At 67.8% G+C, this 25,886-nt stretch carries 26 protein-coding genes and 3 pseudogenes; 21 read left to right on the top strand and 8 right to left on the bottom strand.

Annotated features, from left to right (window positions below):
* Window positions 1-582: 582 nt before the first annotated feature.
* The 17 genes from ACMTAK_RS41700 to ACMTAK_RS41780 all read left to right on the top strand — a co-directional run bounded on the left by ACMTAK_RS41700 (window position 583) and on the right by ACMTAK_RS41780 (window position 16,621).
* Window positions 583-879 carry a transposase gene (locus tag ACMTAK_RS41700; protein WP_413813160.1) on the top strand — a complete coding sequence of 99 codons (297 nt, stop codon included), beginning with the start codon at window positions 583-585 and terminating at the stop codon, window positions 877-879.
* 63 nt (window positions 880-942) lie between these two features.
* On the top strand, window positions 943-1,767 hold the full coding sequence (locus ACMTAK_RS41705) for a helix-turn-helix transcriptional regulator (protein WP_413810933.1): 825 nt from the start codon (window positions 943-945) through the stop codon (window positions 1,765-1,767).
* A gap of 99 nt (window positions 1,768-1,866) precedes the next feature.
* Window positions 1,867-2,022: a hypothetical protein gene (locus tag ACMTAK_RS41710; protein ID WP_413810934.1), complete on the top strand. Its 156-nt coding sequence runs from the start codon at window positions 1,867-1,869 to the stop codon at window positions 2,020-2,022.
* Window positions 2,019-2,486, top strand: a complete 468-nt coding sequence (locus ACMTAK_RS41715; protein ID WP_413810935.1) for a cupin domain-containing protein — start codon at window positions 2,019-2,021, stop codon at window positions 2,484-2,486. The genes ACMTAK_RS41710 and ACMTAK_RS41715 overlap by 4 nt, the downstream gene beginning before the upstream one ends.
* A 285-nt stretch (window positions 2,487-2,771) precedes the next feature.
* Window positions 2,772-3,686: an NADP-dependent oxidoreductase gene (locus ACMTAK_RS41720; protein ID WP_413810936.1), complete on the top strand. Its 915-nt coding sequence runs from the start codon at window positions 2,772-2,774 to the stop codon at window positions 3,684-3,686.
* Window positions 3,687-3,834: 148 nt separating this feature from the next.
* On the top strand, window positions 3,835-4,911 hold the full coding sequence (locus ACMTAK_RS41725; RefSeq protein ID WP_413810937.1) for an alkene reductase: 1,077 nt from the start codon (window positions 3,835-3,837) through the stop codon (window positions 4,909-4,911).
* Window positions 4,912-4,940: 29 nt separating this feature from the next.
* The gene (locus ACMTAK_RS41730) at window positions 4,941-5,402 is read left to right on the top strand and encodes a MarR family winged helix-turn-helix transcriptional regulator (protein ID WP_413813161.1); all 462 of its coding nucleotides are present in this window, start codon (window positions 4,941-4,943) and stop codon (window positions 5,400-5,402) included.
* A gap of 638 nt (window positions 5,403-6,040) precedes the next feature.
* Window positions 6,041-6,685, top strand: a complete 645-nt coding sequence (locus tag ACMTAK_RS41735) for an isochorismatase family protein (RefSeq protein WP_413810938.1) — start codon at window positions 6,041-6,043, stop codon at window positions 6,683-6,685.
* Between the two features lie 80 nt (window positions 6,686-6,765).
* Window positions 6,766-7,518 carry an SDR family NAD(P)-dependent oxidoreductase gene (locus ACMTAK_RS41740; protein ID WP_413810939.1) on the top strand — a complete coding sequence of 251 codons (753 nt, stop codon included), beginning with the start codon at window positions 6,766-6,768 and terminating at the stop codon, window positions 7,516-7,518.
* 47 nt (window positions 7,519-7,565) lie between these two features.
* Window positions 7,566-8,915, top strand: coding sequence for an FAD-binding oxidoreductase (locus ACMTAK_RS41745; RefSeq protein WP_413810940.1), 1,350 nt, complete (start codon window positions 7,566-7,568; stop codon window positions 8,913-8,915).
* Between the two features lie 25 nt (window positions 8,916-8,940).
* Window positions 8,941-10,035 (top strand): hypothetical protein, encoded by a 1,095-nt coding sequence (locus tag ACMTAK_RS41750; RefSeq protein WP_413810941.1) that lies wholly within the window; start codon window positions 8,941-8,943, stop codon window positions 10,033-10,035.
* 50 nt (window positions 10,036-10,085) lie between these two features.
* Window positions 10,086-11,258 carry a DUF5624 domain-containing protein gene (locus tag ACMTAK_RS41755; RefSeq protein WP_413810942.1) on the top strand — a complete coding sequence of 391 codons (1,173 nt, stop codon included), beginning with the start codon at window positions 10,086-10,088 and terminating at the stop codon, window positions 11,256-11,258.
* 61 nt (window positions 11,259-11,319) lie between these two features.
* Window positions 11,320-12,180, top strand: coding sequence for an alpha/beta fold hydrolase (locus ACMTAK_RS41760; RefSeq protein ID WP_413810943.1), 861 nt, complete (start codon window positions 11,320-11,322; stop codon window positions 12,178-12,180).
* A 311-nt stretch (window positions 12,181-12,491) separates the two neighbouring features.
* Window positions 12,492-12,959, top strand: a complete 468-nt coding sequence (locus ACMTAK_RS41765; RefSeq protein WP_413810944.1) for a cupin domain-containing protein — start codon at window positions 12,492-12,494, stop codon at window positions 12,957-12,959.
* A gap of 162 nt (window positions 12,960-13,121) precedes the next feature.
* Entirely contained in the window at window positions 13,122-14,000 is an 879-nt protein-coding gene (locus ACMTAK_RS41770; RefSeq protein WP_413810945.1) for an LLM class flavin-dependent oxidoreductase, read from the top strand.
* Between the two features lie 311 nt (window positions 14,001-14,311).
* Complete coding sequence (locus ACMTAK_RS41775; protein ID WP_413810946.1) at window positions 14,312-15,211, top strand: alpha/beta fold hydrolase; 900 nt, start codon at window positions 14,312-14,314, stop codon at window positions 15,209-15,211.
* Window positions 15,212-15,676: 465 nt separating this feature from the next.
* Window positions 15,677-16,621, top strand: a complete 945-nt coding sequence (locus ACMTAK_RS41780) for an NADP-dependent oxidoreductase (RefSeq protein ID WP_413810947.1) — start codon at window positions 15,677-15,679, stop codon at window positions 16,619-16,621.
* Window positions 16,622-16,677: 56 nt separating this feature from the next.
* On the opposite strand, the gene ACMTAK_RS41785 is transcribed toward ACMTAK_RS41780, so the two are convergent.
* Window positions 16,678-17,916, bottom strand: coding sequence for an IS110 family RNA-guided transposase (locus tag ACMTAK_RS41785; RefSeq protein WP_413804555.1), 1,239 nt, complete (start codon window positions 17,914-17,916; stop codon window positions 16,678-16,680).
* A 249-nt stretch (window positions 17,917-18,165) separates the two neighbouring features.
* Window positions 18,166-19,372, bottom strand: a pseudogene (locus ACMTAK_RS41790) (IS110 family RNA-guided transposase).
* Window positions 19,373-19,583: 211 nt separating this feature from the next.
* Here ACMTAK_RS41790 and ACMTAK_RS41795 point away from each other — a divergent pair.
* From ACMTAK_RS41795 to ACMTAK_RS41805, 4 genes and pseudogenes are all read left to right on the top strand, one after another.
* Entirely contained in the window at window positions 19,584-20,534 is a 951-nt protein-coding gene (locus tag ACMTAK_RS41795; RefSeq protein WP_413810948.1) for an alpha/beta hydrolase, read from the top strand.
* Window positions 20,535-20,677: 143 nt separating this feature from the next.
* Complete coding sequence (locus ACMTAK_RS41800) at window positions 20,678-21,256, top strand: SRPBCC family protein (protein WP_413810949.1); 579 nt, start codon at window positions 20,678-20,680, stop codon at window positions 21,254-21,256.
* Between the two features lie 17 nt (window positions 21,257-21,273).
* Window positions 21,274-21,594: pseudogene (locus tag ACMTAK_RS52740) on the top strand (IS701 family transposase); the annotation flags it as partial.
* A gap of 176 nt (window positions 21,595-21,770) precedes the next feature.
* Window positions 21,771-21,923, top strand: a pseudogene (locus tag ACMTAK_RS41805) (integrase); the annotation flags it as partial.
* Window positions 21,924-22,050: 127 nt separating this feature from the next.
* On the opposite strand, the gene ACMTAK_RS41810 reads toward ACMTAK_RS41805, so the two are convergent.
* From ACMTAK_RS41810 to ACMTAK_RS41835, 6 genes are all read right to left on the bottom strand, one after another.
* Window positions 22,051-22,218 carry a hypothetical protein gene (locus ACMTAK_RS41810; RefSeq protein ID WP_413810950.1) on the bottom strand — a complete coding sequence of 56 codons (168 nt, stop codon included), beginning with the start codon at window positions 22,216-22,218 and terminating at the stop codon, window positions 22,051-22,053.
* Window positions 22,219-22,275: 57 nt separating this feature from the next.
* Window positions 22,276-22,539 carry an integrase core domain-containing protein gene (locus ACMTAK_RS41815; RefSeq protein ID WP_413810951.1) on the bottom strand — a complete coding sequence of 88 codons (264 nt, stop codon included), beginning with the start codon at window positions 22,537-22,539 and terminating at the stop codon, window positions 22,276-22,278.
* Entirely contained in the window at window positions 22,536-23,183 is a 648-nt protein-coding gene (locus tag ACMTAK_RS41820) for a hypothetical protein (protein WP_413810952.1), read from the bottom strand. Before ACMTAK_RS41820 ends, ACMTAK_RS41815 begins: the two co-directional genes overlap by 4 nt.
* Before the next feature lie 532 nt (window positions 23,184-23,715).
* Complete coding sequence (locus ACMTAK_RS41825; protein ID WP_413810953.1) at window positions 23,716-23,994, bottom strand: HPr family phosphocarrier protein; 279 nt, start codon at window positions 23,992-23,994, stop codon at window positions 23,716-23,718.
* A 378-nt stretch (window positions 23,995-24,372) separates the two neighbouring features.
* Window positions 24,373-25,239 carry a PRD domain-containing protein gene (locus tag ACMTAK_RS41830; RefSeq protein ID WP_413810954.1) on the bottom strand — a complete coding sequence of 289 codons (867 nt, stop codon included), beginning with the start codon at window positions 25,237-25,239 and terminating at the stop codon, window positions 24,373-24,375.
* A 95-nt stretch (window positions 25,240-25,334) separates the two neighbouring features.
* Window positions 25,335-25,814, bottom strand: coding sequence for a PTS sugar transporter subunit IIA (locus ACMTAK_RS41835; RefSeq protein ID WP_413810955.1), 480 nt, complete (start codon window positions 25,812-25,814; stop codon window positions 25,335-25,337).
* Between the last annotated feature and the right edge of the window lie 72 nt (window positions 25,815-25,886).

Here is a 25,886-nt window from a genome sequence, read left to right on the forward strand (position 1 = left end):
TGCAGGACACCGCCGTCAACGAACTCTGGGGCTCTCCCCCCCCGTGAGCACGCGCGCAGTCGGCAGACATGAGCACGATGAGATCAGGTTGTACGTCGGGCTGCGCGGCGCAGTGGCTCTGCAGGACCCACACGATCAGGGCCGTGACGCGTACGTCTCGGCCGGCACCTACTTCATGCACCACGTCGTGACGGAGAATCACTCCACACCACGCCCGAGATCGGCACCCGCATCTTCATCTTTCCCGGCGATGCCCTGCGCTCCCTGGTCGCCGGGAAACCCACGCGCCGGGCAGGCCAACTCGCCCGCGGCGCAGATCCTCATGGCACACACCAGCATGGTCCAGCGGACCGTGCGCGACCTCAGCCCGGCGGGCGCGCACGCGTCCCGCAACGCCCTGCTCGAACTCTGCCGAAGAACTGGCAGGTCGGCGCAATCCACCGTACCGGAAAAGGCCTTGCGCGCAGTCGGATCACCTTAACTTGACCTTAGGCCTGTGCGGCGTGGTCGTGAGGTGGGGCCTTGCTCCTTGAGACACGAGACACTGGATCCTGAGGATCCGAGAACGGACATCTCGTGGTCATGAAGCACTATAGGCCGCAGTTCAAGGCGGACGCTGTCGCGCTGTACAGGTCGCGGCCCGAGGCGACGATCCGGCAGGTCACTGCCGGTCTGGGAATCAACACCGAGACCTTGCGTGACTGGGTCGGGGCAGCTGGCGCGAGCCGGCCGCGGGGACGCCGGGCGGAGGTGCCGACCGAGCCGCCGACACCATTGGAGACGGAGAACGCCGTTCTGTGCCAGAAGACGTTGTGTGACGACAAGCGACTCATCCCTCCCCATCGTGTGGTTTGCCACGGACAACTTGTCCGTGGATAAGTACGGCCTTCATCCGGGTTGTGGGTCACGCGATGCTTGATCAGTCGCACACGGGAGGTTGAGATGGACCGGGCATTGTTGGCCGATTTTCTCCGGGCACGCCGGGAGGTGCTGCAACCGGAGGACGTCGGACTTCCCCGCGGCTCTCGGCGTCGTACCGGTGGGCTCAGGCGTGAGGAGGTGGCGGCGCTGGCCGGTATGTCGGTCGATTACTACAGTCGGATCGAGCAGCAGCGTGGCCCGATGCCGTCCGAGCAGGTGCTCGCCGCGCTCGCCCGGGGGCTGCATCTCAGCCTGAGTGAGCGGGATTACCTCTTCGACCTCGCCGGGCACCCTGCGCCGCGGCGGGTACTGCGCGAGGATCACGTCAGCCCGACCATGATGCGCATCGTCGAGCGGCTCTCGGACACACCCGCGTTGGTGATGTCCCGGTTCGGTGAGACGCTGCTGCAGACCCGCCCGGCGGTTGCCCTGCTGGGCGACTACACCCGCTTCAGCGGAATGTCCCGCTACCTGGTCTATCGCTGGTTCACCGACCCGGCGCAACGCAGCCTCTATCCCGTCGAGGACCACGCCCTGCGGGGCAGGGTCTGCACCGTGGACATCCGGGCGGCGCACACGGCGGACCCTCAGGGCAGGGCCGGCGACATCGTCGCGGCACTGCTGGAGGTCAGTCCGGAATTCGCCGAACTCTGGCAGTTGCACGAGGTGGACGTCACCCACCACAACGACCTCAAGCGCTACCTGCATGGGGAGTTGGGTGAGCTGAAGCTGTACTGCCAGCGGCTGGTGGACCCCGACCAGGTTCAGGAGCTGCTGGTCTTCTCCGCCGTACCCGGCTCACCGGACTACGAAAAACTCCAACTCCTGGCAGCCGTAGGCGATTAGGCCTCGTCAGTTGTCGTTCGGTTCACACACCGAAGTTGTCGCTTCGCGTATGCGGCAAAGCACGTCCTAAGAGTGCTTCGAACAAGAAATGAGGATCACATGACGCTCTGGACCCCGACTGCTGTCGGTGCTGCGGTCGGCAACCAGGCCGGACTGCGCATATGGCCCGACGGCTTCCACGTTCTCGACGGCGCAGCTCCCGAGGTCACCGTGCCCAGGGCCGCCCACGCCGGCGTGCGCAGGGCCGAGTCATGACGATGGCCTATCTGGCGCAGCCTGAGCAGCAGCAGAAGCTCGAATGGCTCGACGGGGGGACGTTCTCCGTGCTGCTCGACAAGGAAGCCACCGAGGGCAAGCTGACCGTGGGCCGCTTCGACGTCGCCCGGGGCGAAGCGCCCCCGTTGCACCTGCACACCCGCGAGGACGAGGTGTTCATGCTGATCAAGGGCACGGCCCTGGTCTGGTCCGGGGAGGAGGAGCACGAACTGCGCGAGGGCGGGATCGTGTACCTGCCCCGCAACGTCCCGCACGCCTACCGCATCACCTCCGACCGCGCCGACCTCCTGATGATCGACACACCCGGCGGCATCGAGGGCATGTTCCGCCACGCCGGACGCGACCTCACCACCCCACGCCCCGACGGCTTCGACATCCCCACATCCCTCCTGGCGGAAGCATCCGAACTCTACGGCGGTACCATCCTCGGCCCGCCGCGCTGAACCCGAGGACGCCGCGGGTCCTCGGCCGGCTGACCGACTCAGGTACGGAACCAGCATGGTCATCCGACCGGAGGCAAGTAGGACCGGTAGATCCGCAATCTCGCCACCGAAGCCGTCCTCGTTGCCCGAGAGGCCCCTCCTGGGCAGGCGGCCCGAAGCTCCGCAGATCCACATCGGGCACGCGCCCATTCAGGTACTTGGCTAGCCACATAATCGGTGATACGTTTTACGTGTCCAGCCACGTAATCGGTGTCACCAGTCAAACCATCGAAGGAGACAGCAGCTATGAAGGCCATCGTTTTCGACACGTTCGGCGGCACGGAGGTCCTGCACGAGGCGGAGACCGAAATCCCCGAGCCCGGCCCCGGCCAGGTCCGCGTCCGCGTCCGGGCGGTCGGCGTCAACCCCGTCGACGGAAAGATCCGCTCCGGGATCATGGAGGCCATCTTCCCCACCACGCTGCCCGCCGTCCCCGGCGGGGAGATCGCCGGGGTCGTCGACGCCCTCGGCGAAGGCGTCGACCGGCTGAAGGTGGGCGACGAGGTGCTTGGCTGGTCCGACACCGGCGCCTACGCCCAGTACGCACTGGCCGACGCCGCCGTCCTCGCCCCCAAACCGGCCGGTCTGGACTGGACGCACGCGGCCGCGCTGCCGGTGGCGAGTGACGGTGCCGACCGGGTCCTGGACCTGCTTGACGTCAAGGCCGGCGAGACCTTGCTGATCCACGGTGCGTCCGGCGCGCTCGGCACCGTCGCCGTCCAGCTCGCCGTCGCCCGCGGCGCCCGCGTCATCGGCACCGCCGGCCCGGCCAACCAGGAGTACGTCACCTCGCTCGGCGCCACCGCGCTGGTCTACGGAGAAGACCTGGTCGAGCGGGTCCGCGCGCTCGCCCCGAAGGGCGTAGACGCCGTGTTCGACGCAGCGGGCAAGGGGGCGCTGGAGGACTCCATCACCTTGCGCGGCGGCACCGACCGGATCGTCACCACCGCCGACTTCCGGGCCCGCGAACTCGGCGTCGTCTTCGCCGAGGGCCCGGCGCGGCGCTCGGCCGCCCGGCTGGCCGAACTCGCCCAGCAGGCCGCCGACGGCGCACTGGTAACCACGGTCGGCGCGACCTACCCTCTCGCCGACGCGGCCAAGGCCCAGCAGACCAGCGACGCCGGCCACAACCGCGGAAAGCTCGTCCTCACCGTCGACTGACCCCCTCTCCCACGAGCCGGCCCTTGCACCCTGCGGGACCGGCCCCGTACGGCCGCCTGCAACCAGCCGGCGGGCCCGTGTCCGCACGCACCCGTCGTGCGTCCAGACCGCACCCTCCCATATCCCTCCCGCACCGAAGGAAGCCCGCATGCCCGCCACCGACCTGAACCCCCTGTGGCAGCCCACCCGCGCCGGAGACATCCGGCTGCCGCACCGGCTGGCCATGGCCCCGATGACACGCAGCCGCAGCACCGCAGAAGGTGTGCCGACCGAGCTGAACGCCGAGTACTACGCCCAGCGCGCCTCGAACGCGCTCATCATCACCGAGGGCACCCAGCCGTCCGCCGACGGGCAGGGCTACCTGCTCACCCCCGGCGTCCACACCGAGGAGCAGGTCGCCGGGTGGCGCAAGGTCACCGACGCCGTGCACGCCGCCGGCGGGCGCATCGTCGTGCAGTTGATGCACGTCGGGCGCATCGCCCATCCCGGCAACACCCCGCACGGACGGCAGCCGGTGGCACCCTCCTCGGTGCGCCCGGCGGGCATGATGTTCACCGCGTCCGGACGGCAGGAGATGCCGCAGCCGCGGGCGCTGTCCGTCCAGGAGGTCGCCGCGACGGTCGAGGACTTCCGCCGCGCCGCCGCGAGCGCGATAGCGGCCGGCGCGGACGGTGTGGAGATCCACAGCGGCAACGGCTACCTCGTCCACCAGTTCCTCTCCTCCAACGCCAACCAGCGCACCGACCGCTACGGCGGCTCGCTCGATGGCCGCATCCGCTTCGCCGTCGAGGTCGCCGCCGCCGTCGCCGACGAGATCGGCGCGGGCCGCACCGGCATCCGGCTGTCCCCCGGCAACCCGTACAACGACATCCGCGAGGACGACACGCACGAGCTGTACCCGGCGCTGGTGCGTGCCCTCGCACCGCTGGACCTCGCCTACCTGCATCTGATTCACTCCGGCGATGAGCAACTGCTGGACACCCTGCGGTCGCTGTGGCCCGGAGCGCTCGTACTCAACCGCGGGGGCGCCGATCTCGCGGCGCGCGCCAAGGACGTCGCCGACGGCCGGGCCGACATCGTCACCGTCGGCGCGCTCGCACTGGCCAACCCCGACCTGGTCGAGCGGGTACGCTCTGGGGCGCCGCTGAACACGCCCGACCCGACTTTCTTCTACGGCGGCGGCGAAACCGGGTACACCGACTACCCCACCCGCCACGACGCCTGAGGAGAAGCGTGACGACCGACCCCGCCCCCATGCCCCCCAGCACGGCGCGCGACGGCCGCCTCAGCTACGCCATCTTCCAACTCGCCCGCGCCCACCGCGGCCACGCCGCCGCCATGCTCCGCAACATGAACCTGCACCCGGGACAGGAACTGCTACTCATGCAGCTCTTCGACCGCGACGGCCAGACCCAGTCCGAACTGCTGGACAGCGTCGGCCTCGACCACTCCACCGTCTCCAAGGCGCTGCGCCGCATGCAGGACGCCGGACTCCTCACCCGGGAGCCTGCCGAACACGACCGGCGCGTCATGATCGTCCACCTCACCGACGCCGGACGCGCCCTGCGCGACCCCATCGCGGACATGTGGCGGACCCTGGAGAAGATTTCCGTACAGGGCCTGACAGCGGAACAGATCGACACGTTCACCAGGACCGCATACGCGATCAAGCAGTCGGTCAACAAACGCGGTCACCAGGTCCCGTCAGGCGAGTAGGCCTCTCGGCCCGGCAAGGGGGCCGGTCGGGCGAGTCCCAGGGGCGGGCCGGTACATACCGAGCCGCGACCCGGGGCCCGGATCCGGTCGACACCGCCTGGGAAGGAGGCAGCCATGTGTACGTCCGGGTCCGGTGCGTATGTGGCGGTAGATCTCGACACTGTCCTCCTGCATGGCGGCAAACAGCCGTTTGGCGGTCTCCTCCTCTGCGGCCACGCCACGGAGCAAAGCCACGAAGGAGTTTGCCGCCGCTGAGGGGCATGCGTCGGACGTATGACCGGGCGATGCGCGTCGGCAACGACTTGGGATCGCCGGCCACCTCTGCCATCAGCCCAGCTCGGCGAAGGCGGCCCGTGCGGCTGCGACGATCGCGGCCCTGCGTTCTTCAGGGGGCCCGTCGGCGCTTCGTCGGCGGCTCGACGATCTCGCCGCTCGCGGTGTTGCTCCCTGTCGGCGTTGGTCCCTCCATACCGAAAGCGCACATCCGGTTACCAGGTAAGTGACCGTCTCGAAATTGGACCCGGGGTCGGCGTACCTCCGTTAGTGACCAAGCGGCCACCTGTGCGCCAAGGCACCTGCCCACCGCTGCGCGACCAACGCGCCGCTGTCCTTCTCTTCGATCAGAAAGAAGTTTCGTCATGACTCCTGAGCCCCTCACCCCCGCCAACACCACCGTCGTCCTCGTCGACTACGCCGTCGGTTTCGCGAACCTTCTGCGCTCCCACAACCTCACTGAACACATCAACAACGTCGTGGGCCTGGCGAAGACGGCGAAGTGGTACGAAAGCGGTCTGGTCGTGACCAACGGCCAGTCGAGCAAGCCGTCCGGACCGCTGTACCCGGAGCTGTTGGAGGCCCTCGGTGACCAGCCGGTCATCGAGCGTGCCGTCGACTTCAACTCCTTCCTGGACGAGTCGTTCGCCCAGGCGGTCCGGGCGGAAGGCCGGAAGAACCTGGTGGTCGGCGGCATAGCCACGGACGGATGCGTGCTGCAGACGGTGCTGGGCGGCATGCGCGAGGGCTACCGCGTGCACGTGGCCGTCGACGCCTGCGGCAGCCCCTCGCTCGAGGCACACAACGCGGCGGTGCAGCGCATGGTCCAAGCCGGCGCGGTACCGGTCACCTGGTTCTCCCTGGCCGCCGAGTTCCAGCTCGACCCCAAGTTCCACGACGCCCCGCACCGCATGCGGCTGATGCAGGAGAACGTGCCGTCCATGGGCATGAGTGCCCGGACCTTCGTTCACGCCCTGGAACTGGGCAAGCGCGCCGCCACGGCCGTCTGAACCCCTGGGGGCGGGCTCCGGCCCGCCCCCACCCCCACCCTGCGGGGGCCGCCCCCGCCTTCAGGAAAGGGATCTCGCCCGTGAACGACATACAGGGGAACTTGCCGCTGTCCGGACGGACCGTCGTGGTGGCGGGCGCGACCGGCGGCATCGGAGAGGGGATGACTCTCGCGCTGCTGCGCCAGGGAGCCACTGTTGTAGCTACCGGCCGCAGCGAGGAACGACTGGCCGGCCTCGTGGCTTACGCCAAGGACGCCGGTGAGGGCACCTTGATCACCCACACGGTCGATGTCGGTCACGCGGACAGCGAGTCGGTGCGCGCCCAACTGTCCGCGTACGGTGCGCTGGACGGTGCCGTCATCACTATCGGCGACTGGGGCAGCCCGGAGCGCACCGGCATCCTCGAGACATCCGACGCCGAGTGGCAGTCGATGATCGCGTCGAACCTGACGAGTCATTTTCACGCGTTGCGAGCGCTCACCCCGCTGCTGTCCCGGGACGGTGCCCTGGTGCATCTGAGCGGGTTCAGCGCGGAGATCCCCTACCCGTTCGCCGCACTCGTGGGCGCGACCAACGCGGCGAAGAAGTCGCTGGTGAGCTCCCTCACGGCGGAACTGGGCGGCGCCGGTCCCCGTGTCCACGAGCTGATCATCGGGCCCATCCGCACCCGCCCGCGTGCCGCGATCGGAGCGGACAGCCCCGGTTGGTTCAGTGCCGAGGACCTCGGCCGGCACGCGGGCCGCCTCATCGCCGGTGACGGCTCACACACCAAAGACCCGCTCCAGTACCTGGTGACCCGCGCCCACGGTGTACGGACCACACCGCCGAAGTGACGGATGCACGCAAGACCCTTCATCCACACGGACAACGCGGAGCACCGATGCAGACCACCGCCGGCCCACCGCCTGCACCCAAGCACACATTTCCCGAGAGCCTTGCCACGGTCACCATCCGGCCCGGCGACCGTGAATACGACGCCGTACGGCACACCTACACCCGCCTCGGATCCCCAGCTGCCGTGATCCGCGTCCGCGACCACCAAGACATAGCGGACACGCTGGCTCATGCCCGCACCACCGGGGTTCCCGTGACCGCCCGTAGCGGCGGCCACGGCATCAGCGGCCGTTCCACCAACGACCAAGGCATGGTCATCGACCTCTCCCGGCTCAACACCGTGGAAATCCTTGACAGCCGGTCCGGCCTGGTACGCGTGGAAGCGGGAGCCCGTTGGGGAGACGTCGCCGCAGCACTCGCACCCCACGGCCTGGGGCTGTCCTCCGGAGACACAGGAGACGTCGGGGTCGGCGGACTGGCCACCGCCGGCGGTATCGGCCTCATGTCCCGTCTGCACGGTCTGACCATCGATCACATGCGTGCCGCCGAACTCGTCCTGGCCGATGGGTCTCTCATCCGCACCGACCCCCAACACCGCCCGGACCTGTTCTGGGCCGTGCGCGGGGCGGGAACCAACTTCGGGGTGGCGACGGCCTTCGAGTTCCAGGCTCAGCCGGTGCGCGATGTGATCGTCGCCATGACCGTCTACGACGCCGCCGACACCGCCGCGTTCCTCACCCGGTGGGCGGCAGCAGTGGAGGCGGCCCCCCGCTCGCTCACCAGTTTCCTGACGTTCGTCGCAGGTCCCGGCGGGAGAGCAGCTGTGGCCCAGGCGATGACCGTGTACGCCGGCACCGACGCGACGCAGGCCCGCGCGGCCCTCGCCCCCCTGTTGTCGGCCGGGCCGGTCCTGCGCAACCACGCAACCGTCACTCCCTACCACCGGCTGCTGCCCGCCGGACACGAGCCGCAGCACGCGCAGCAACCGCTCACCGTGTCGCGCTCCGGACTCCTGGACCACATCACCCCGCCCGCCGCCGAGAGCATGGCAGCGCTCATGAAGGCGGCCGGCATGGTGCAGCTGCGCTCGGTCGGCGCAGCGGTCAACGACACACCGCCCACCGCCATGGCCTACTCGCATCGCACCCAGAACTTCTCCCTGATGGCCGCCACCGTGCCCGCACTGCGCGACGGACTCGACGAGCACTGGGAACGGCTCCAGCCGCATGTGAACGGGCTCTACCTGAGCTTTGAAACGCGTACTGGACGGAGACAACTGCAGGACGCCTTTCCCGGCCCGGTACTCGACCGGCTCGTCTCACTCAAGGCGCAGTACGACCCCGATCACGTCTTCGACAACAACTTCGCCCTGCCGTCGGTGCCGTTCCCGCACTGAATCCGAGGAGAGGACCACCCACCCGATGCCCAGCGCACACCTGACCGAAATCCAGTCCGTCCCCACCTCCGGTGCACGAGGCGTCGAGCCCTTCGACCTGGACGGCATGCATCTGCTCGCCATACCCCAGCTCGCCTATGACATGCCGGACACCCCGGCGAACATGAACGGAGGAGACAGCGACACGGATCTGCTTCTGCTCAAGCGAGGCGAGCGGGGATACGAGCCGTTCCAGCGCGTGCCGGCGCCGGGCGGCGAGGACGCGGAATTCTTCCGCATCGGCGACCGTGCCTTCCTGGCCGTGGCCAGCATCCGTACCGGCAACGGCCCTTACCGGTACGCCGCCTCGTCCCAGGTCCTCGAATGGGACGGCGCCTCCTTCGCCGAGTTCCAGTCCTTCGACAGTTTCGCCGCCAAGCAGTGGAGGCACTTCACGATCGAGGACCGGCACTTCCTGGCCCTCGCCCAAGGGGTCGTCCTTCCGGAACAGGAGGCCGACAACCGGCCTTCGCAAATCTTCCTCTGGGACGGTGAACGCTTCGCCCACTTCCAGGACATCGACTCACGGTGGGCCTACAACTGGCACGCCTTCACCGTCGACGGTCACCATTTCCTGGCGCACGCCGAGCATGTGGGCCCGTCGGTGCTCTACCGCTTCGACGGTGAGGAGTTCCGGCCCCACCAGGAGCTGGCCGACCGGCACGGCCGCGCGTTCGCACACTTCACCGCAGACGGCGAATTCTTCCTGCTGGTGGCCCGGCTGCAGAGCGACTCGCAGCTGCTGCGCTGGGACGGCACCCGTTTCGTCGTCCATCAGACGCTGCACGGACCGGGAGCACGTGAGTTCGCCGTCGTGCCAGGTCCGGACGGGACCGTGTACATCGTCCGCGTGAACTTCGTCCTGGGCACACCGGCAGAACCGACCACCGACCTCGACTCCGAGATCTACCAGTGGCGAGACGGGCAGCTGGTGCGGACGGAGACCTTCCCCACGACGGGCGCCACCGACGCCGCCACCCTCCACGACGACGAGGAGGGTCTGCTCATCGCCGTCTCCCACAGCCTCACCGCCGACGTGCGCTTCGCCGCCCGCACGGTCCTCTACCGCTTCACCCTCTGAGTTCTCCGATTCCTCCGTCCCGCTCCTCCACCCAGCCACAAGGAACGTCCATGACCGCCAACGAAAGCCCCGAGCTCGTCGACCTGTTCACCACCTACACGGCCGGTCCCACCAGCATCGGCTCCCACCTCACCCGTACCGCCGCCGCCGACACGGCCGCCGCGCCACTGATCGTCGCCACCGGCACCGACTTCGCGCTCTACCCCGGCGGCGGCAAGCCCCCCACGGTCGAGGGCTTCCGCTTCTCCACCAAGGGCTTCAAGGAACTCGCCGGGATCTCCCACCTCGGCCCCGCCCTCGCCACCCTGGTGCAGCTGCGGAAGAAATACGGCGCCCCCGGCTGGCGCGCGGACGCGGAGCGGCTTCTGGCCCAGGTGCGGCGCAGCCGGGAGGCGAACAGCGCCGAGTTGTGGCGCGACACCATCGCCGTCGAGACCTACCGCGGCCGTGAGCAGGCCATCGCCGACATGGCCGACTACACCTTCGCCGTCACCGACCGCTTCCTCAGCGCGGCCCTCGATGACGAGAGCCGTCTCGACGCCGCCACCCTGCGCAGCGATTACCTGGAAAAGGGCAGTGCCGAAGGGCACGGAACCATCATTCACATGATGATCGCCACGTTCTTCCTCACCGGGTTGGACATCTCCCGCCGGATCATCAGCTGGTTCCGTGAGCAGGAGATCGACTGGAGCCGGGCCATGGCGGTCATCGCCGGCAAGCAGGGGCGTCCCACCGCCGGTGTCACCTGGAACACCTCCAGCGTCGCCACCATGCTCCTGGGCGCCTCCGGCTACCAACTGCCTCCCGAACGCCTCTACATGGCACCCCACGCGCCCACCTTCACCACGCCGCTGGGCGATGACCTCTCCGAGGTGGCAGCTCTGGAAGAGCCGCTGCGCCAGATCTGGTCCAACACCCGCGCCACCGTGGAACTCGGCGATCTGATGTTTCCCGGACTGCCCCGCTACACCCCCGGACCCCTCGCCCTCCCAGACATCTCCGACCGGTCCGTCAACGAGATAAGCGAGATGCCCGTCATTCACGGCGCGAACGACTGGCGCGCCATGACCACCCGCCTGCGCATGGTGCTGGAGGACCCGAGGCAGCTGCTGTCCGGCTCGGTCACCGACTTTGCCGTCAGCCAGCTCGTCGCCGCCGACAACGATCCGGCCAAGGTGACCGTACCCGGCCTGGACAACGTCACCTACCCGACCGGCCTGTGATCACCGCAAGCGGAAGGCCCCGTGCCGCGGTACCTTCCGCCCGAAGCCAGGAGCACAGCACATGCCCCCGTTGACCTTCGACCAAGCCCAGCATCTCGACGTGGACGGCGGCCGGATCGCCTACTACGAGACGGGCACCGGCCACCACCCCGTCGTATGGGTGCACGGCCTGCCCCTGGACTCCCGGTCCTGGGCCGCCCAACAGGAATTCTTCGACCCCCACGCCCACAACGTCTTCCTCGACCTACGCGGCTACGGCGCTTCCGACAAACTGCCCCCCGCCGTGGACAGCGTCACCGCGCTGTACACTGCCGACCTCGCCGCCCTCATCACCCACCTCGGCCTGCGGAGCCCCACGGTGATCGGTTTCGCCTCCGCAGGGCACGTCGCGCTGAGATTCGCCGCTCAACACCCGCGGCTGCTGGGCAAGCTGGCCGTCCTCAACGGCTCACCCAAGTTCCGTCGCGGCGACGACTGGCCGTACGGCTTCGACGACATCGGCGTCGCCCACTTCACCGATGCCGCCCGTGACAACGGAATCGCGGGACTCACCGACGCGGTCCTCGACCCGGGCCTGGTCTTCGGCGATATCGGCCCTGACCGCGCCGCGGAGCTCGGCTCGTGGTTCCGCGACATGAGCTACAACGCGGGCGTTGCGACCCTGCTCGGCTTCTTCGACAACATCTCACTCGACGACGACCGTCACCTGCTGCCCGCCATCACGGTCCCCACCCTGGTGATGAGCAGCACGATCGGCCAGGAGGTACCTGCGAGCGTCTCCCTCTACCTCCGCCGGACCATCCCACATGCGCGTCTGGCCGAGCTCCCCGGCGCCGACCACTTCGCCTTCGCCACGCGCCCTGACCTCGTCAACTCCTTACTGCTCTCTTTCATCGACGATCGCCCCGTACCCGGCCGATGATCAGTGACCGCTGGTCCGCCTGCGGTCTTCATCGAGGTCGACTCCGCGGAGGCCTTCCGCAACGAGGATCTTGCCTCCCGTCTGTGGGTTTGCGGCGTGCATGCCGAACTCCACGTCCGGGCCGGCGGTTTCCACATCTTCGACGGCGTCACCCCCGCTGCTTGCCTCTCGGCAGCGGATCTTGCCGCCCGCTCCGTCGGGGGGCGCCGCACCCTGGGTGTCTGATTTCCGGACACCCGCCGATGCCCATGCCCGCCTACGAGTGGCAGGCCGGACCAGTTTCCCCGCCGACCTCCAAGAACGGAGTTCTCATGACGATGGCCTATCTGGCGCAGCCCGAGCAGCAGCAGAAGCTCGAATGGCTCGACGGGGGAACGTTCTCCGTGCTGCTCGACAAGGAAGCCACCGAGGGCAAGCTGACCGTGGGCCGCTTCGACGTCGCCCGGGGCGAAGCGCCCCCGTTGCACCTGCACACCCGCGAGGACGAGGTGTTCATGCTGATCAAGGGCACGGCCCTGGTCTGGTCCGGGGAGGAGGAGCACGAACTGCGCGAGGGCGGGATCGTGTACCTGCCCCGCAACGTCCCGCACGCCTACCGCATCACCTCCGACCGCGCCGACCTCCTGATGATCGCCACACCGGGCGGCATCGAGGGCATGTTCCGCCACGCCGGACGCGACCTCACCACCCCACGCCCCGACGGCTTCGACATCCCCACATCCCTCCTGGCGGAAGCATCCGAACTCTACGGCGGCGTCATCCTCGGCCCGCCGCGCTGAACCGCTCACGGACCCGAGTACCCGTGCCGGAACGGCCGCCACCCTGGCTACCGCCCGGGTCTCGAAGGCACTGCCTCCGAGGCGACGGCGGGCCCGTTTCCTTTCCCGCTCCCGACCACCGCGGCCGACGTCAAGCAAGCGCCGGTCGCTCAGGAGACTTTCATGCCCCTCCCTGTCCTGTTCGGCGCAAACGTAGAGCCAAGTGCCCTCCCCGTCGGCCGCTCCACTGAGCAGGCACTACTCATCGACAGCCTCGGCCTTGACCTTCTCACCATCCAGGACCACCCGTATCAAGCGGCGTTCGACGACACCTGGACACTGCTCACCTTCCTGGCCGCGCGGACGCGACATGTCACGCTCGTCCCGACGGTCAGTTCCCTGCCGTTGCGTCCCCCGGCGGTGCTGGCGAAAGCTGCGGCGACCTTGGACAGACTGACCGGCTCCCGGGTCCAGCTCGGCCTGGGTGCCGGCGCTTTCTGGGAAGCCATCGAAGCCATGGGCGGCTCCCGTCGCACGCCCAGAGAGGCCGTCGACGCACTTGAAGAGGCGATCACCGTCATCCGGGCCATGTGGAGTGGCGAGCGCAGTGTGCGGACGCACGGCGCGCACTACTCGCTGGCCGGCGTCCACCCCGGTCCGGCGCCGTCCCCCGGTCTGGGGCTGTGGCTGGGCTCGTACGGGCCCCGCACGCTGGCGCTGACCGGTGCGAAGGCGGACGGCTGGCTTCCCTCGCATGCCTACCTCGGACTCGACGCACTGCCCACGGCTGTCCGCCGCATCGACGACGCAGCTCTGGCGGCGGGCCGCGATCCGGACACGATCCGCCGGGTCTACAACATCGCCGGTGTCATCCAACCGGGGTCGGCCGGCCCGTTCCAGGGGCCCGCCGCCCAGTGGGCCGAGCACCTTGTCGCGCTCGTGCGCACCGTCGGGATGAACGGTTTCGTCATCTGGCCGGAACGAGACCACACCCGACAGATTCGCGCGTTTGCCGCCGAAGTCGTACCCGCGGTCCGCGAAGCCCTCGCACGGAAGACCTGACCACTCCGTGCTCTCGGGCCGGGCAGCACCCTCACACGACGGCACCCGCCGTACCTGTCGGAGTCCTTCCTTTCCCAGGGCAGCGCCTTCCTTCTCACCGGCCACGAGGGCGGCACGGTGAACCGCCCCTGTCCGCCCGCCCTCGAGAACGCCGACCACCCAACGATGCCCGCATCCGCCGTGTCGCCGCGCGCACCGGAGCCCGCGTCACCTCCACCGACCAGGTACTGGCCGAGCTCGCCGCCGGCTCCGCCGGCCCTCACGGACAGAAATTTCTGGTCTTTCTCTTCGACCCAGCCCCAGGTGATCCCATGAGCGACGAAACGCCCCTCCCCGACGGATTCGAGAGCATCACCGTCACGGCGAACGGCACCCGGCTGCATGCCGTGGTCGGCGGGTCCGGTGCACCCGTACTTCTTCTGCCCGGCTGGCCCCAGACATGGCGGGCCTGGCGACACCTCATGCCGGCCCTCGCCGCGCACGGTTACCGCGTCGTCGCGCCCGACCTGCGCGGCATGGGTGCCTCCAGCCGTCCCCCGAGCGGATACGACAAGGACACACAGGCAGAGGACATGCGTGAGCTCCTCGCGCAGCTCGGCATCCATGGCGGCGTGCGCGTCGTCGGGCACGACATCGGTGGCATGGTGGCCTTCGCCTACGCCCGTCGCCACCCCGAGGAGGTCGAACTCCTCGTCCTCGTCGAACTCGCCCTACCCGGCTTCGGCCTGGAGCAGGCGATGGACGTGGCCTCCGGCGGTCTGTTCCACTTCGGCCTCTTCATGACCGAAGAACTGCCCGAGCTGCTCCTCGAAGGCCGGGAGAGCGAATTCCTTACCTGGTGGTTCAACTGGTTGTCCGCGGTACCCGAAGCCTTCCCGCCGGAAGAGGTCGCCACCGTCGCCTCCTCCTACCGCGGATACGAGGCACTGCGCGCCGGCTTCGCGCACTACCGCACCCTCCTTGAGGACGGCCGCGTCAACCGGGCCTGGCACGAAACCGGAGCAACCCTTCCCATGCCCGTACTCGCCGTCGGCGGCGAGCACAGCACAGGCGCCCGACTCGCCGACAGCCTGGACACGGCCGCGCCGCACCTGACCGGCGCGGTGATTCCGGGCAGTGGCCACTTCGTGCCCGAGGAACGCCCCGACACCTTCGCCCGCGAGCTGCTCCCCTTCCTGTCTGCCCCGCCCCGGCCCGCCGGGCGCATCTGATAGCTCAGCACGGCTGGGAGTGCCCTACGGCACCTAACGGCGCCACCTCGCCCTGGCCACGGAACGGCTCATCGACCAACTGCTGCGCCAGACAACTACCGCGTCTGCAGCTCACCGACCCCGAGTCCGACAACCTAGATCATCTCTGCTGCATCGCATGGTTTTCCACGGACAACTTGTCCGTGGATAAGTACGGCCTTCATCCGGGTTCTGGTTCACGCGATGGTCGTACTGCCAGTGGCTGGTGGATCCCGAGCCGGGCCAGGAGCTGTTGCTCTTCTCCACCGTGTCCGGCTCACCGAGCCACGAAAAGCTCCGGTTCCTGGTAGCCGTAGGCGCCTAGCCTCGCCGGCTGTCGGTGGGCTCATAGATCGAAGTTGTTGCTTCGAAAGTGAAGCAAAGCATGGCCTGAGAGTGCTTCGAAAGCGAAGCACCTCACGTTATATCGAGAGACGAGGGTTTCCCATGAAGGCAGTGCGTTTCCACGAGTATGGCGAACCGAGCGTCCTGCGTTACGAGGACATCGAGCAGCCCGTTCCCGGCGTCGGACAGGTTCTGGTGCGGGTCGCCGCGACATCGTTCAACGGCGTCGACGGCAACATCCGCGGGGGCTTCATGCAGGGCCCCATCCCGGTGACGCTGCCGCACACTCCCGGCATCGACGTCTCCGGTACGGTCGAAGCGCTGGGTGAGGGCGTGGCCGGCCTCGAGATCGGCGACCGGGTCGTCGGCTTCCTGCCGATGTCGGGCGATGGCGCGGCCGCGGAGTACGTGGTGGCTCCGGCCGGGATTCTGACGCCGGCGCCCACGAGCGTCCCGCTTCCCGATGCCGCCGCGCTGCCGTTGGTGGGTCTCACCGCGTGGCAGGCGCTGTTCGATCACGCGAAACTGACGGCGGGACAGCGCGTGCTGGTCAACGGCGCGGGCGGAGCGGTCGGCGGCTACGCCGTGCAGCTGGCCAAGAACGCCGGCGCGTACGTGATAGCCACGGCTGGCCCGCGCAGCAGCCGGCAGGTCGAGACGGCGGGTGCCGACGAGGTCGTCGATCACACCACCACCGAGGTGACCGAGGCGGTGACCGAGCCGGTCGACGTCGTGCTCAACCTCGCGCCGATCGACCCGGCGCAGCTGGCCGCGCTGCCCGCCCTGATCGCTCCCGGTGGAGTGCTGGTGAACACCACGGTGTGGATGCCCGCACCCAGCGACGAACAGCGCGGCGTGCGCGGCATCGACCTATTCGTCCGCAGCGACGCCGAGCAGCTGTCGCGGCTGGTGGCACTGATCGACTCCGGCGAGCTGCGCGTCGACGTCGCGCAGCGAGTGCCGCTGGCGGAGCTGCCGGCAGTCCACGCCCAGGCCGCCACGGGCGAGCTGCACGGCAAGGTCGTCATCGTCGCGCCCGCCGCCTGACACCGACCGGCCGGCCTCGAAGGGAATCTGATTCGAAAATCAACCACCCACCCAGGTCAGACCGCTTCCGTTGATTGGAGGGACACTTGATAACCGAGCATGTTGAGCTGGCTGACCAGGCGTCGCGTCTGCCGCGCCCGGCCGGTTCGCTGGATGAAGTAGTCGCCTCCGAGGTCGGCGTACTCGGCGTCGTGGGTGAGCATGTGCCAGACCGAGGTCAAGATCGTGTGGCCAACGGCGACCAGGGCGCGTTTCTTGCCGCGGCGTACCACGATGCGTTTGTAGCGGGCGGCCAGGTAAGTGTCCTTGCTGCGGGCGGCAGCGGTGGCCGCGAGCCCAAGCGCACCCTTCAGCCACGGGTCGCCGGGCCGGGACTTGCCAGAGGTGTGCTTGCCGGCAGACTCATGGTTGCCCGGACACATACCGGCCCACGAGGCCAGGTGGGCAGCGCTGGGGAAGCGGCTCATGTCGACGCCGATCTCGGCGAGGATCACCTCTGCGGACTTGGCGTTCACTCCGGGGATCGTCGTCAGCAGCTCGACTTGCCGTCGAAAGGGCGCGAGCTGCCGGGTGATCTCCTCGCTGAGCCGGGCCTCGGTCGCGGTGACCGCATCGATGCGGCCGAGCATGGTGCGAGCGAGGAAGGCATGGTGGTCGGTGAACCGGCCGGTCAGCGCCTGGACCAAGATCTCGCGTTTGGCCCGCATGCTGGCCTTGGCCATCTCCGCCAACACCCGCGGATCGCGTTCACCGGCGATCAGGGCCTCCAGCATCGCGCGGGCGGACTTGCCCAGCAGGTCGGAGACGACGGCGGACAGTTTGATCCCAGCGTCCTCCAGGAGCTTCTCCAGCCGCTGGGCCTCACGCGTGCGTTCGCGGATGACCTCGGTGCGGTAGCGGGTCAGGTCACGAAGCTGCCGGATCTCGGGTGGCGGGACGAACGAGGGACTCACCAGGCCGTGTTCGACCATCTTGCAGATCCACTCGGAATCGGCGACGTCGGTCTTGCGGCCGGGGACGTTCTTCATGTGCCGGGCGTTGAGCAGCCAGCACTCGATGTCGTTCTCCAGCAGGTAGAACACCGGTTTCCAGTACGAGCCGGTGGCCTCCATGCCGACCACGGTGATGCCCTCGGCCAGCAGCCAGTCGCGCATCGCCAGCAGGTCGCGGGTCATGGTGGAGAAGGTGCGTACTTCTTTCCGGCGCCGCTTGCCCGGCCCCGGAACGTGGACGCAGACCTTCACGTCCGCCTTGCCGATGTCGATCCCGGCGCATCGTTCGTGGACAACGTCCATGCCCCGGTCCTCCCCTCACGCGGTGTGCTGTTGTGCAGCAGCCGTCCGGCGGGGACCAAGCAGGCAAAAGAATCTGATTCACATGCTCGAAGCAACACTTCCGGGTGCCTGACGACGGGTCCCCGGCGTCCTACTCAATGTCGGGTTCCGGTGGCACCAAGACTCCGCGACGTCAGCCGGACGGCCGTAGCCCGATTTTCTCCCCTTTGGGGGGTCGCCGTCAGGAGATCGGATTACTCAATGACGAAGTCAAGCTGCCTGTGTGACCGGTGGGGCGGAGGTGAACAGCCTCTTGTCGCGCAGCATGGCCCACAGCACGTCGACCCGTCGTCGGGCGAGTGCGAGCAGGGCCTGGGTGTGCAGCAGTCCCTGGGCGCGCTTCCTGAGGTAGTAGTCCCGGGATGGTCCCGGCCGCATCATCGCGGTCTGGGCGGCCATGTAGAAGATGTGCCGCAAGCGCCGGTTGTAGCGCTTGGGCCGGTGATAGTTGCCGGTGCGTCGGCCGGAGTCCCGGGCCACCGGGGCCAGGCCCGCGTGCGAGGCGAGAGGCCCGGCATCGCGGTAACGGGACAGGTCACCGACGATGGCGATGAACTCGGCGCCCAGGATGAGGCCCATGCCGGGCATGGACTCGATGATCCCGGCGCGGTCGTCGGCGTGGAAGGTCTCGTGGATCTCCCGGTCGTTGTCCTTGATCCGCTCGTCCAGGGCCAGGAGCTGGTGGGCGAGGTCGCAGACCAGCTTCGCGGCCCGCTTCTCCCCGGGCAGTGCGGTCATCTGCGACTGCGCGGCCTGAACGGCCTTGGCCGCGATGTCGGCAGCGCCACGGACCTTGCGTCGCTCCAGCCAGGTCGTCAACCGCTTGACGCCGATCCGGCGCAGGGCGGCCGGAGCCTGGTACTCGGTCAGCATCACCACCGGCCCCTTGGCGGCGGAGTAGTCGAAGGCTCGCTCCAGCGCGGGACAGATCCCGACCAGCAGGTCGCGGAGCCGGTTGACCAGCCGGACCCGGTCGGCGATCAGGTCGGCCCGGTAGTTCGTCAGCACCTGGAGCGTGGTGACCGGCTCCGCGGGAGTGTCCAGGGCGGCGAAGTCCTTCGGGCGCATGCGGGCCTGGTCGGCGATGACGCGGGCGTCCCTGGCGTCGGTCTTGCCCTCGCCCCGGTAGGCGCCGGACATGCGGTTGACCGTCCGGCCGGGCACGTAGACCACCTGCTGGCCATGGGCGATCAGCAGGGCCAGCAGCAGCGTGGAGGCCCGGCCGGAGATGTCCACCGCCCACCGCACCTCGTTGGCCCGCTCGCGGGCGGTCTCGATCAGCGTCAGGATCTGGGCCTCGTCGTTGATCACCTTCGTCGAGAACAGCGTCTCGCCCTCGGCGTCAAGGGCCACTGCCCAGTGGTGCCCCTTGCCGGCGTCGATGCCGAACCCATATCCGCGCGTGAGACGCACTCAAGCCCGTCGCTCCGTTCTGCCCAGACCAACAACGTCGTGGCCCGAGGAACACTCCGCCGACAGGTCCCTAACCAGCGATGACCGCAGTTCTCAATCAGTGGTCGAAGCGTCCCGGAGGACCGGGCGGCCATTCCTCTCGAGCCATCAACGGCAAACAACCATCAGCCACACCCGGTCCTCCCGGACCGCCTCACATTCTTAGGGAAACGACCATGACACTGTCCCTGGATCCCGAGATCGCCGAGGCGCTGGCCCCGATGGCCGGCGCGATGGCCGAGGGCAAGCCGCCGGCTGTGGGCGACATCGCGGGCCGCCGCGCCATGTGGGAACCGATCATCGGCGCCGCGGGAGCCGCGCAGCCGATCCCGTCCGACGTGACGACACGCGAGCACTACGCGACCGCAGACGACGGCACGCACATTAAAATGCGCTGGTACGTCAAGGACGGCGCCAAGCCCGGCCCGGCCGTGCTGTTCTTCCACGGCGGCGGATACATCTTCGGCCACATCGACCTGTTCGACGGCCCGGTCTCCCGCTACGTGTCCTCCAGCGGCGTGCCGATGCTGTCGGTCGAGTACCGCCGCGCCCCCGAGCATCCCTTCCCGACACCGCTCGAAGACGCCTACACCGCACTGCGCTGGCTGCACGAACACGCCGCCGAGCTGGGCGTCGACGCCGACCGCATCGGTGTGATGGGCGACAGCGCCGGAGGCGGCATGGCAGCGGCCCTGACGATCCTCGCCCGCGAGCGCGGCGGCCCGCGGATCGCCCGGCAGATCCTGCTCATGCCGATGCTCGACGACCGCACCATCACGCCCGACCCCCACATCGAGCCCTACGTGCTGTGGTCCTACGACGACAGCCTCACCGCATGGCCGGCACTGCTCGGCGAGGCCGTCGGCGGCTCCGTCGTCCCGCCCACGGCAGCTCCCGCCCGTCTCGAGGACGCGACCGGCCTGCCGCCGGCCTACATCGAGGTCGGCCAACTCGACGTCTTCCGCGACGAGGACACCGCCTACGCGACCAAGCTCAGCCGCGCCGGCGTGCCGGTGGAATTCCACCTTCACCCCGGTGCCCCCCACGAATTCGACTCCATCGCCTTCAACTCCGACGTCGCGCGGCGTGCCATCACCGATCGGGTCCGGGTGCTCAAGTCGATCTGAGCCGCAACCACCGACCTGCTGTCATTCACCGGCGGCGACAAGGCACGGAACCCAAACCGTTCGTCGAACGGTCCCGGATTGAAACATTTCATGTTCGTTCATGGTTCGCAGTGAATACACATCACCAAGACAGGAGAGCATAGATGTCCGACGAGAAACCGATCACGGCAAAGGGTGCGACCGAGCCCCAGGGGGGCGCAGTGGTGGCCCAGGCGATACCGCTCCTCATCAGCTCAGCCGACAACACTGTTCCGATCACAGTCCAGCGGCGAACATCGGTAGCGCCCGCCAACGCGTTCCGACTGATCGTTCCTATCGACCTGTCGATCGTTTTCCACCGGGTGGCACCGTTTCCCGGCGTCAAAGGTGTGACAAACCAGACGGAAACATGGGATCACGTCGGCCCCACCAGGAACCCGCAGTTCGACGACGGGTCGCAGGCCGACGAACAGTTGATCGAGTACGCGGAAGGCTCGAGCTTTGCGTATCAACTGACGGGGTTCACGAACATCCTCTCCCGACTCGCGGCCGGCGTTCGAGGCGAATGGAACTTCAACCCCGACGGCGATGGCACCCTCATTCGATGGACCTACGAATTCAAGCCACTTCCGGGTCGTCGCTGGATTCTCGCCGGTCCATTCACTCCCCTCTGGCGCCGATACATGATGGCCGCCCTCGGGAGGTGCCTGCAAGTGATCGAATCCGAAGAAATCAACTCCTGAACTTGTTTTTCAACGGCCGTGCCGTCAGCCTTGCCGACCTCGTCCACGTCATCTGCACCAGGTGGAAGATCGAAGAGGACTTCCAAGGCGCGAAGGGAACCACCGGCCTCGACCAGGGCCAGGTGACCTGCTGGAGCTCATGGATGCGCTGGAGCCTGAGCAGCCTGATGGCCGCCGCCGTCCTGACCGTCACCCGCGCCCGCACCCAAACTGCCGACGCCGCAGGGACCGGCCTCCTCCCGGCCAGCCCGCGCGAACTCCTGGCCGTCCTCCGCGCCACCGTCGTCCCGATACCCCGCCGTGACCTGGACCACGTCCTACACTGGTCCGCCTGGCGCTGTACGTGCCAGAAACCTCATCCGTGCTGGTCACGACAGGCGAGCGCTGCGGTGGGTCCGCCGGTCAACTGTGACCGTAGAGGCCCCCCGTTGCCGACCCAGCCTCCCCACACCAGCATTGTGGAGTGCTACTGCGACTGCTCTACCTGTGAGCTACTGCGCCACCGTCAAAGGCATCCTGCCCCAAACGGCCCGGACGGCCCCGCACCGTACGTTCCATCCGCGCCCTGGTGTTGCGGCTCGCGCAGGAGAATTCCAGCTGGGGCTACCGGCGCATCCACGGCGAACTCGCCTCATTCGGCATCAAGGTCGCCGCCAGCACCGTATGGAGCTGAAGGGTGTCTTTATTGCCGTACGGTGGTTGACCTGGTGCTTTGCGATCGCCTGCGTGTGGGCAGATCAATGATTGTGGGTCTGCGACTGCTCTACCTGATCTTCTGTCGACTACTGGGCTGCTTACTCTTGCTGGGCCGATCGACCGCCGCGAACAATGCTGAGATCCTCGTGCTTCGTCATGAGGTCGCTGTGCTTCGTCGGCAGGTCGAGCGGCCGCGGTTTTCGTAGGCTGATCGTGCCGTGCTCTCCGCTCTCGCGCGGCACCTTCCCCCGGTCTTCCGTCGCCATCGGCTGGTCACCCCGGGCACGCTGCTGACCTTGTGGGTGCCGGAAACTGTGTCATCCCTATGCGACCTGCGTGTATTCGTGGATGAGGCCGCCGAGTCGATCGCGTCGATGGATGCGAGTGTTGTCGGTGGCGGTGGGTGGTTTGGGCTCGGTGAGTCGGTTCGGCGCCCGTTGTCCGAGGGATCGGTGCGGCCTGTGTCTGTTGTAGTGCTCTGCGTACTCACTGACGACGAGGCGTAGGTGGCGCTCTCCCGTGATCAGGATGCGGTCGGTTGCCTCACGTCGGCATGATCCGATCCAGCGTTCTGCGATCGCGTTCATCCGTGGCACGGCGGGCAGGGTGGGACCACGCGTATGCCGGTCGCCTGGAAGACGGCGTCGAAGCTGTCGGTGAAGTAGGCGCCGCGGTCCCGGATGAGGAATCTGACCGACTCGACGTGGTCGCCGAGGTCCATGAGGTAGTTGCGGGCTTGTTGGGTGATCCAGGGTCCGGTCGGGTGTCGGGTGATGCCGGCGATGTGCACCCGCCGGGTGCCGTGGTTGATGAAGAACAGCACGAACCAGCGCCGCAGGAAGACCGTATCGATGTGGAACAGGTCGGTGGCTACGATCGCGGAGGCTTGGGCTTTGAGAAAGGTGGCCCAGGAGCGGTCCGTAAGCTGTGGCGACGGGTCGATCCCGGCCTTCTTCAGGATCGACCAGACGGTGGAGGCGGCGACGTTGTGCCCCAGGCCGCCGAGCTCTCCGTGAACGCGGCGGTATCCCCATCCAGGGTTCTCCCGCGCCAGACGCACGACCAGTTGCCGCAGGGCCTCTGGTTTCGGTGGTCGGCCCGGACGGCGGGATGGGTAGGTCCACTTCCAGGCGATGAGCCGTGCGTGCCAGCGCAGGACCGACCGAGGAGAGACCAGCAAGGCCACGTGGGTACGCCGCTGCTTGCTGACGAGCCGGTGCAGTGCTGCCATGACGGCCCGGTCGCTCCAGGAGAAGGCGGCCGTGGCTGGGCGCGTTGTGCGATGGCGAGTTGATGCCGGAGCATCAAAATCTCTGTGTCCTTCGAGGCATCCGAGCGGGCGAACAGGGCAAGCCATTGGAAGGTCTGGCAGGCGAGCAGGTAGATAAGCCGTATCACCACGACCGGCATGGTGCCTCATGAACCGCTGATTGCTCCTGAGGTCTGGCAGATCCGAACCAGCAGGTCAGTCCGGGTGACATAATTCCCGGCACCCACACCCTGGGGTGAACGTCAAGGAGAACCGAAGACCCGTGATCAGTCAGCCGACCTGCGTGGATGATTTATCGGCACCCGCAGTCCCAGGGCGACCGATTCCTCGACATCAAGGGCGTCCAGCAGGGCCCGGGCCCCGCCGCGAACTGTTAAGAGCCGGGACATGAGGTCCCCTGAAGGCGCGGACTTGGCACCTGGCGCTGTCGGCGGCAGGGCGGGGGTACGGGGCGACGAATCCGGGTGGCCGTCGCCGGTGTCGATTCCGGGTGTCATCCCTCTTTCTGGGCGTCGTGGTCACGGGTGAGCAGGACCGCCAGTTCCTCCAGGGCCGCTTCCGCGCCCTCTCCCTCGGCGGTCAGCACCACCGAGTCGCCGTGGCTGGCGCCCAGCGCCAGCACGGACAGGAGACTGCGTGCGTCAACGGGGTCCCGGCCGTCGCGGGCGATGGTCACCTTGACCGGCTGCCTGGCGGCGGTTTGGACGAACGCGGACGCCGGCCGGGCGTGCAACCCGCTGCGGGAACCTATGGTGACGACACGCTGGGGCATCGTGGGTGCTCCTTTGTCTGAGGGTGGGGGAGTCGGACCGCCGGGGGTTTCCGCACGCGGCTGTTCGGGTTTGTCGCGTCGCGGAAGGCGGCGTCCTGTTCGGTGAACCGTTCCTTGCACGGAACGGAGACGACCCGCCACGTCCCGCTGGGCGAGCGCGTCTGTGGCCTCCAGGGCGAGGGACACCTCACTGCCGCTGGCCAAGAGCATCACATCCGACCCGATAGGCGCGCTGGTTCTGAACGGAATTCGAGAAACGGAATTCGAGAAGTCGACCTGTATCACAGATACCGGCTCTGATTCCCGGACGCCCGGACGCCCGGACGCCCGGACGCCCGGACGCCCGGACGCTCGGGCGGCTTCGAGCGGCCGGTCCGGTCAGTCCGTCCGGTGCAGTTCGATGTAAAGACGGCTCGTGTGGAGCGCGAGGTACGCAATCTCTTCGGATGTGAGTGGGGTTCCCGTCGCAGACTCAAACAAGTGTGCGAGCTTCTCGGCGGCGGTCGTAGCTGCGGGGTAGGAGGCCATGACCGATGCCATCAGTTCGATCGGAGAGTCTTCGAGTTGCTTGTTGTCGAAGGTGCGAATCCAGAGGTAGCGGAGGTGTGTGACGAATCGGGCAGAACTCATCGATGTCTGATCGACCGGCTGGCCCCATTCCGTCTCCAGGAGCGCGAACGCTTTGGTGATGGTGTCGGCCATGGAGAGCGTCTTTTCCAGGTCTCCGCCTGACCATTGGTACGTGACAAAGTGAAGTGCGAAAGCGGACCACTCGTCGGCTTGCAGTCTGACGCCCAGCCGATCGTGCACGAGTTGGAGTGCGCGTCGCCCCGCGTCGGCTTCCTTGGGGAACACCTGGGCAACCTCCCATCGCAGCGGGAAGTCAACCTCGATCCCTTCGCGGGCCCTGCTCACGGCGAAGGACAGGTGGTCGAGCAGCGGCAAGAGGAGTCGCTGGCTCGCTTTGAGCCCGAGAACGTCGCTTGCCATCGATACGATCTCGCGTGTGACCTCGGTTTCCTCAAGCGACGCGTCGCCAAGGAGCTCGGCGACATGTGACGCGCCGTAGTTCTGGTCGGGTACAAACCGCTGAACGCTGGGAGCGGCGGAATCGATCGGGTCGCCCACCTTGGCTGCGTATCCCAATCCTTTGCCGATCAGTACGACTTCCGAGTCATCGTCTGCGACGCACAGGACGACGTTGTTGTTGTAGATCCGCTTCACCGTGACGAGGGAAGTGGTCATGTTGCGCCTCGTGCTCGCGGCGTCGTCTCGGCGATCCCGCTGTGGGCGGTGGGGCATCGTGCGCCCATGACAGAACCCTTCTGCGCTTTAGCGGCCTAGACCGGGCTGACGAGCGCAACCGGGTCGCCGCCCTTCGCCGTCAGATCGACCGACGACAAGGCGAACGTTTCGCCATTGGTGATGATCACAGGCGTCAGCATGGACGGTACCTTGTGTGTGACCTCGGTGAGGTCGCACAGGATGATCTCATCGCCGACCTCGACACGATCGCCGACTGCACGCTTCGCCGAGAAGCCGGCGCCGTTGAGGCTCACTGTGTCGATGCCGACGTGCACGAGCACCTCTGCTCCGGCCTTGGACCGGATGGCAAAGGCGTGCAGGGTGTCGGCCACGAGAACCAGTTCGCCGGCGATGGGGGCGCGGAAGACGCCGTCCGACGGGTTGACGGCGAATCCGTCGCCGAGGATCCGGTTGGAGAACATCTCGTCGGGGACCTCGTCCAGTGCGGCCAGGCGTCCCCTGGCGGGAGAGTGGATGTCTTCGGTGGCCGGTGTCTCCTTGAAGACATCTGCCATGCTCATGTAATTCCTCATTTCTCATCTGTCTGCGTCGACGGCGGTCGCGTCGACGTGTGTTGTTCGTATCGG

This window comes from Streptomyces lacaronensis (assembly GCF_047337785.1).
Classification (GTDB): domain Bacteria; phylum Actinomycetota; class Actinomycetes; order Streptomycetales; family Streptomycetaceae; genus Streptomyces; species Streptomyces lycopersici.

Bases quoted from the DNA above. Each gene is read 5' to 3' on its own strand.
- ACMTAK_RS41745 (WP_413810940.1), top strand. From the start codon at position 7,566: ATGCAGACCACCGCCGGCCCACCGCCTGCACCCAAGCACACATTTCCC.
- ACMTAK_RS41800 (WP_413810949.1), top strand. From the start codon at position 20,678: ATGTCCGACGAGAAACCGATCACGGCAAAGGGTGCGACCGAGCCCCAG.
- ACMTAK_RS41760 (WP_413810943.1), top strand. From the start codon at position 11,320: ATGCCCCCGTTGACCTTCGACCAAGCCCAGCATCTCGACGTGGACGGC.
- ACMTAK_RS41705 (WP_413810933.1), top strand. From the start codon at position 943: ATGGACCGGGCATTGTTGGCCGATTTTCTCCGGGCACGCCGGGAGGTG.
- ACMTAK_RS41835 (WP_413810955.1), bottom strand. From the start codon at position 25,814: ATGGCAGATGTCTTCAAGGAGACACCGGCCACCGAAGACATCCACTCT.
- ACMTAK_RS41750 (WP_413810941.1), top strand. From the start codon at position 8,941: ATGCCCAGCGCACACCTGACCGAAATCCAGTCCGTCCCCACCTCCGGT.
- ACMTAK_RS41770 (WP_413810945.1), top strand. From the start codon at position 13,122: ATGCCCCTCCCTGTCCTGTTCGGCGCAAACGTAGAGCCAAGTGCCCTC.
- ACMTAK_RS41735 (WP_413810938.1), top strand. From the start codon at position 6,041: ATGACTCCTGAGCCCCTCACCCCCGCCAACACCACCGTCGTCCTCGTC.
- ACMTAK_RS41820 (WP_413810952.1), bottom strand. From the start codon at position 23,183: ATGGCAGCACTGCACCGGCTCGTCAGCAAGCAGCGGCGTACCCACGTG.
- ACMTAK_RS41775 (WP_413810946.1), top strand. From the start codon at position 14,312: ATGAGCGACGAAACGCCCCTCCCCGACGGATTCGAGAGCATCACCGTC.
- ACMTAK_RS41755 (WP_413810942.1), top strand. From the start codon at position 10,086: ATGACCGCCAACGAAAGCCCCGAGCTCGTCGACCTGTTCACCACCTAC.
- ACMTAK_RS41710 (WP_413810934.1), top strand. From the start codon at position 1,867: ATGACGCTCTGGACCCCGACTGCTGTCGGTGCTGCGGTCGGCAACCAG.
- ACMTAK_RS41730 (WP_413813161.1), top strand. From the start codon at position 4,941: ATGCCCCCCAGCACGGCGCGCGACGGCCGCCTCAGCTACGCCATCTTC.
- ACMTAK_RS41830 (WP_413810954.1), bottom strand. From the start codon at position 25,239: ATGACCACTTCCCTCGTCACGGTGAAGCGGATCTACAACAACAACGTC.
- ACMTAK_RS41700 (WP_413813160.1), top strand. From the start codon at position 583: ATGAAGCACTATAGGCCGCAGTTCAAGGCGGACGCTGTCGCGCTGTAC.
- ACMTAK_RS41780 (WP_413810947.1), top strand. From the start codon at position 15,677: ATGAAGGCAGTGCGTTTCCACGAGTATGGCGAACCGAGCGTCCTGCGT.
- ACMTAK_RS41725 (WP_413810937.1), top strand. From the start codon at position 3,835: ATGCCCGCCACCGACCTGAACCCCCTGTGGCAGCCCACCCGCGCCGGA.
- ACMTAK_RS41795 (WP_413810948.1), top strand. From the start codon at position 19,584: ATGACACTGTCCCTGGATCCCGAGATCGCCGAGGCGCTGGCCCCGATG.
- ACMTAK_RS41815 (WP_413810951.1), bottom strand. From the start codon at position 22,539: ATGAACGCGATCGCAGAACGCTGGATCGGATCATGCCGACGTGAGGCA.
- ACMTAK_RS41785 (WP_413804555.1), bottom strand. From the start codon at position 17,916: ATGGACGTTGTCCACGAACGATGCGCCGGGATCGACATCGGCAAGGCG.
- ACMTAK_RS41715 (WP_413810935.1), top strand. From the start codon at position 2,019: ATGACGATGGCCTATCTGGCGCAGCCTGAGCAGCAGCAGAAGCTCGAA.
- ACMTAK_RS41825 (WP_413810953.1), bottom strand. From the start codon at position 23,994: ATGCCCCAGCGTGTCGTCACCATAGGTTCCCGCAGCGGGTTGCACGCC.
- ACMTAK_RS41720 (WP_413810936.1), top strand. From the start codon at position 2,772: ATGAAGGCCATCGTTTTCGACACGTTCGGCGGCACGGAGGTCCTGCAC.
- ACMTAK_RS41765 (WP_413810944.1), top strand. From the start codon at position 12,492: ATGACGATGGCCTATCTGGCGCAGCCCGAGCAGCAGCAGAAGCTCGAA.
- ACMTAK_RS41810 (WP_413810950.1), bottom strand. From the start codon at position 22,218: ATGGCGACGGAAGACCGGGGGAAGGTGCCGCGCGAGAGCGGAGAGCAC.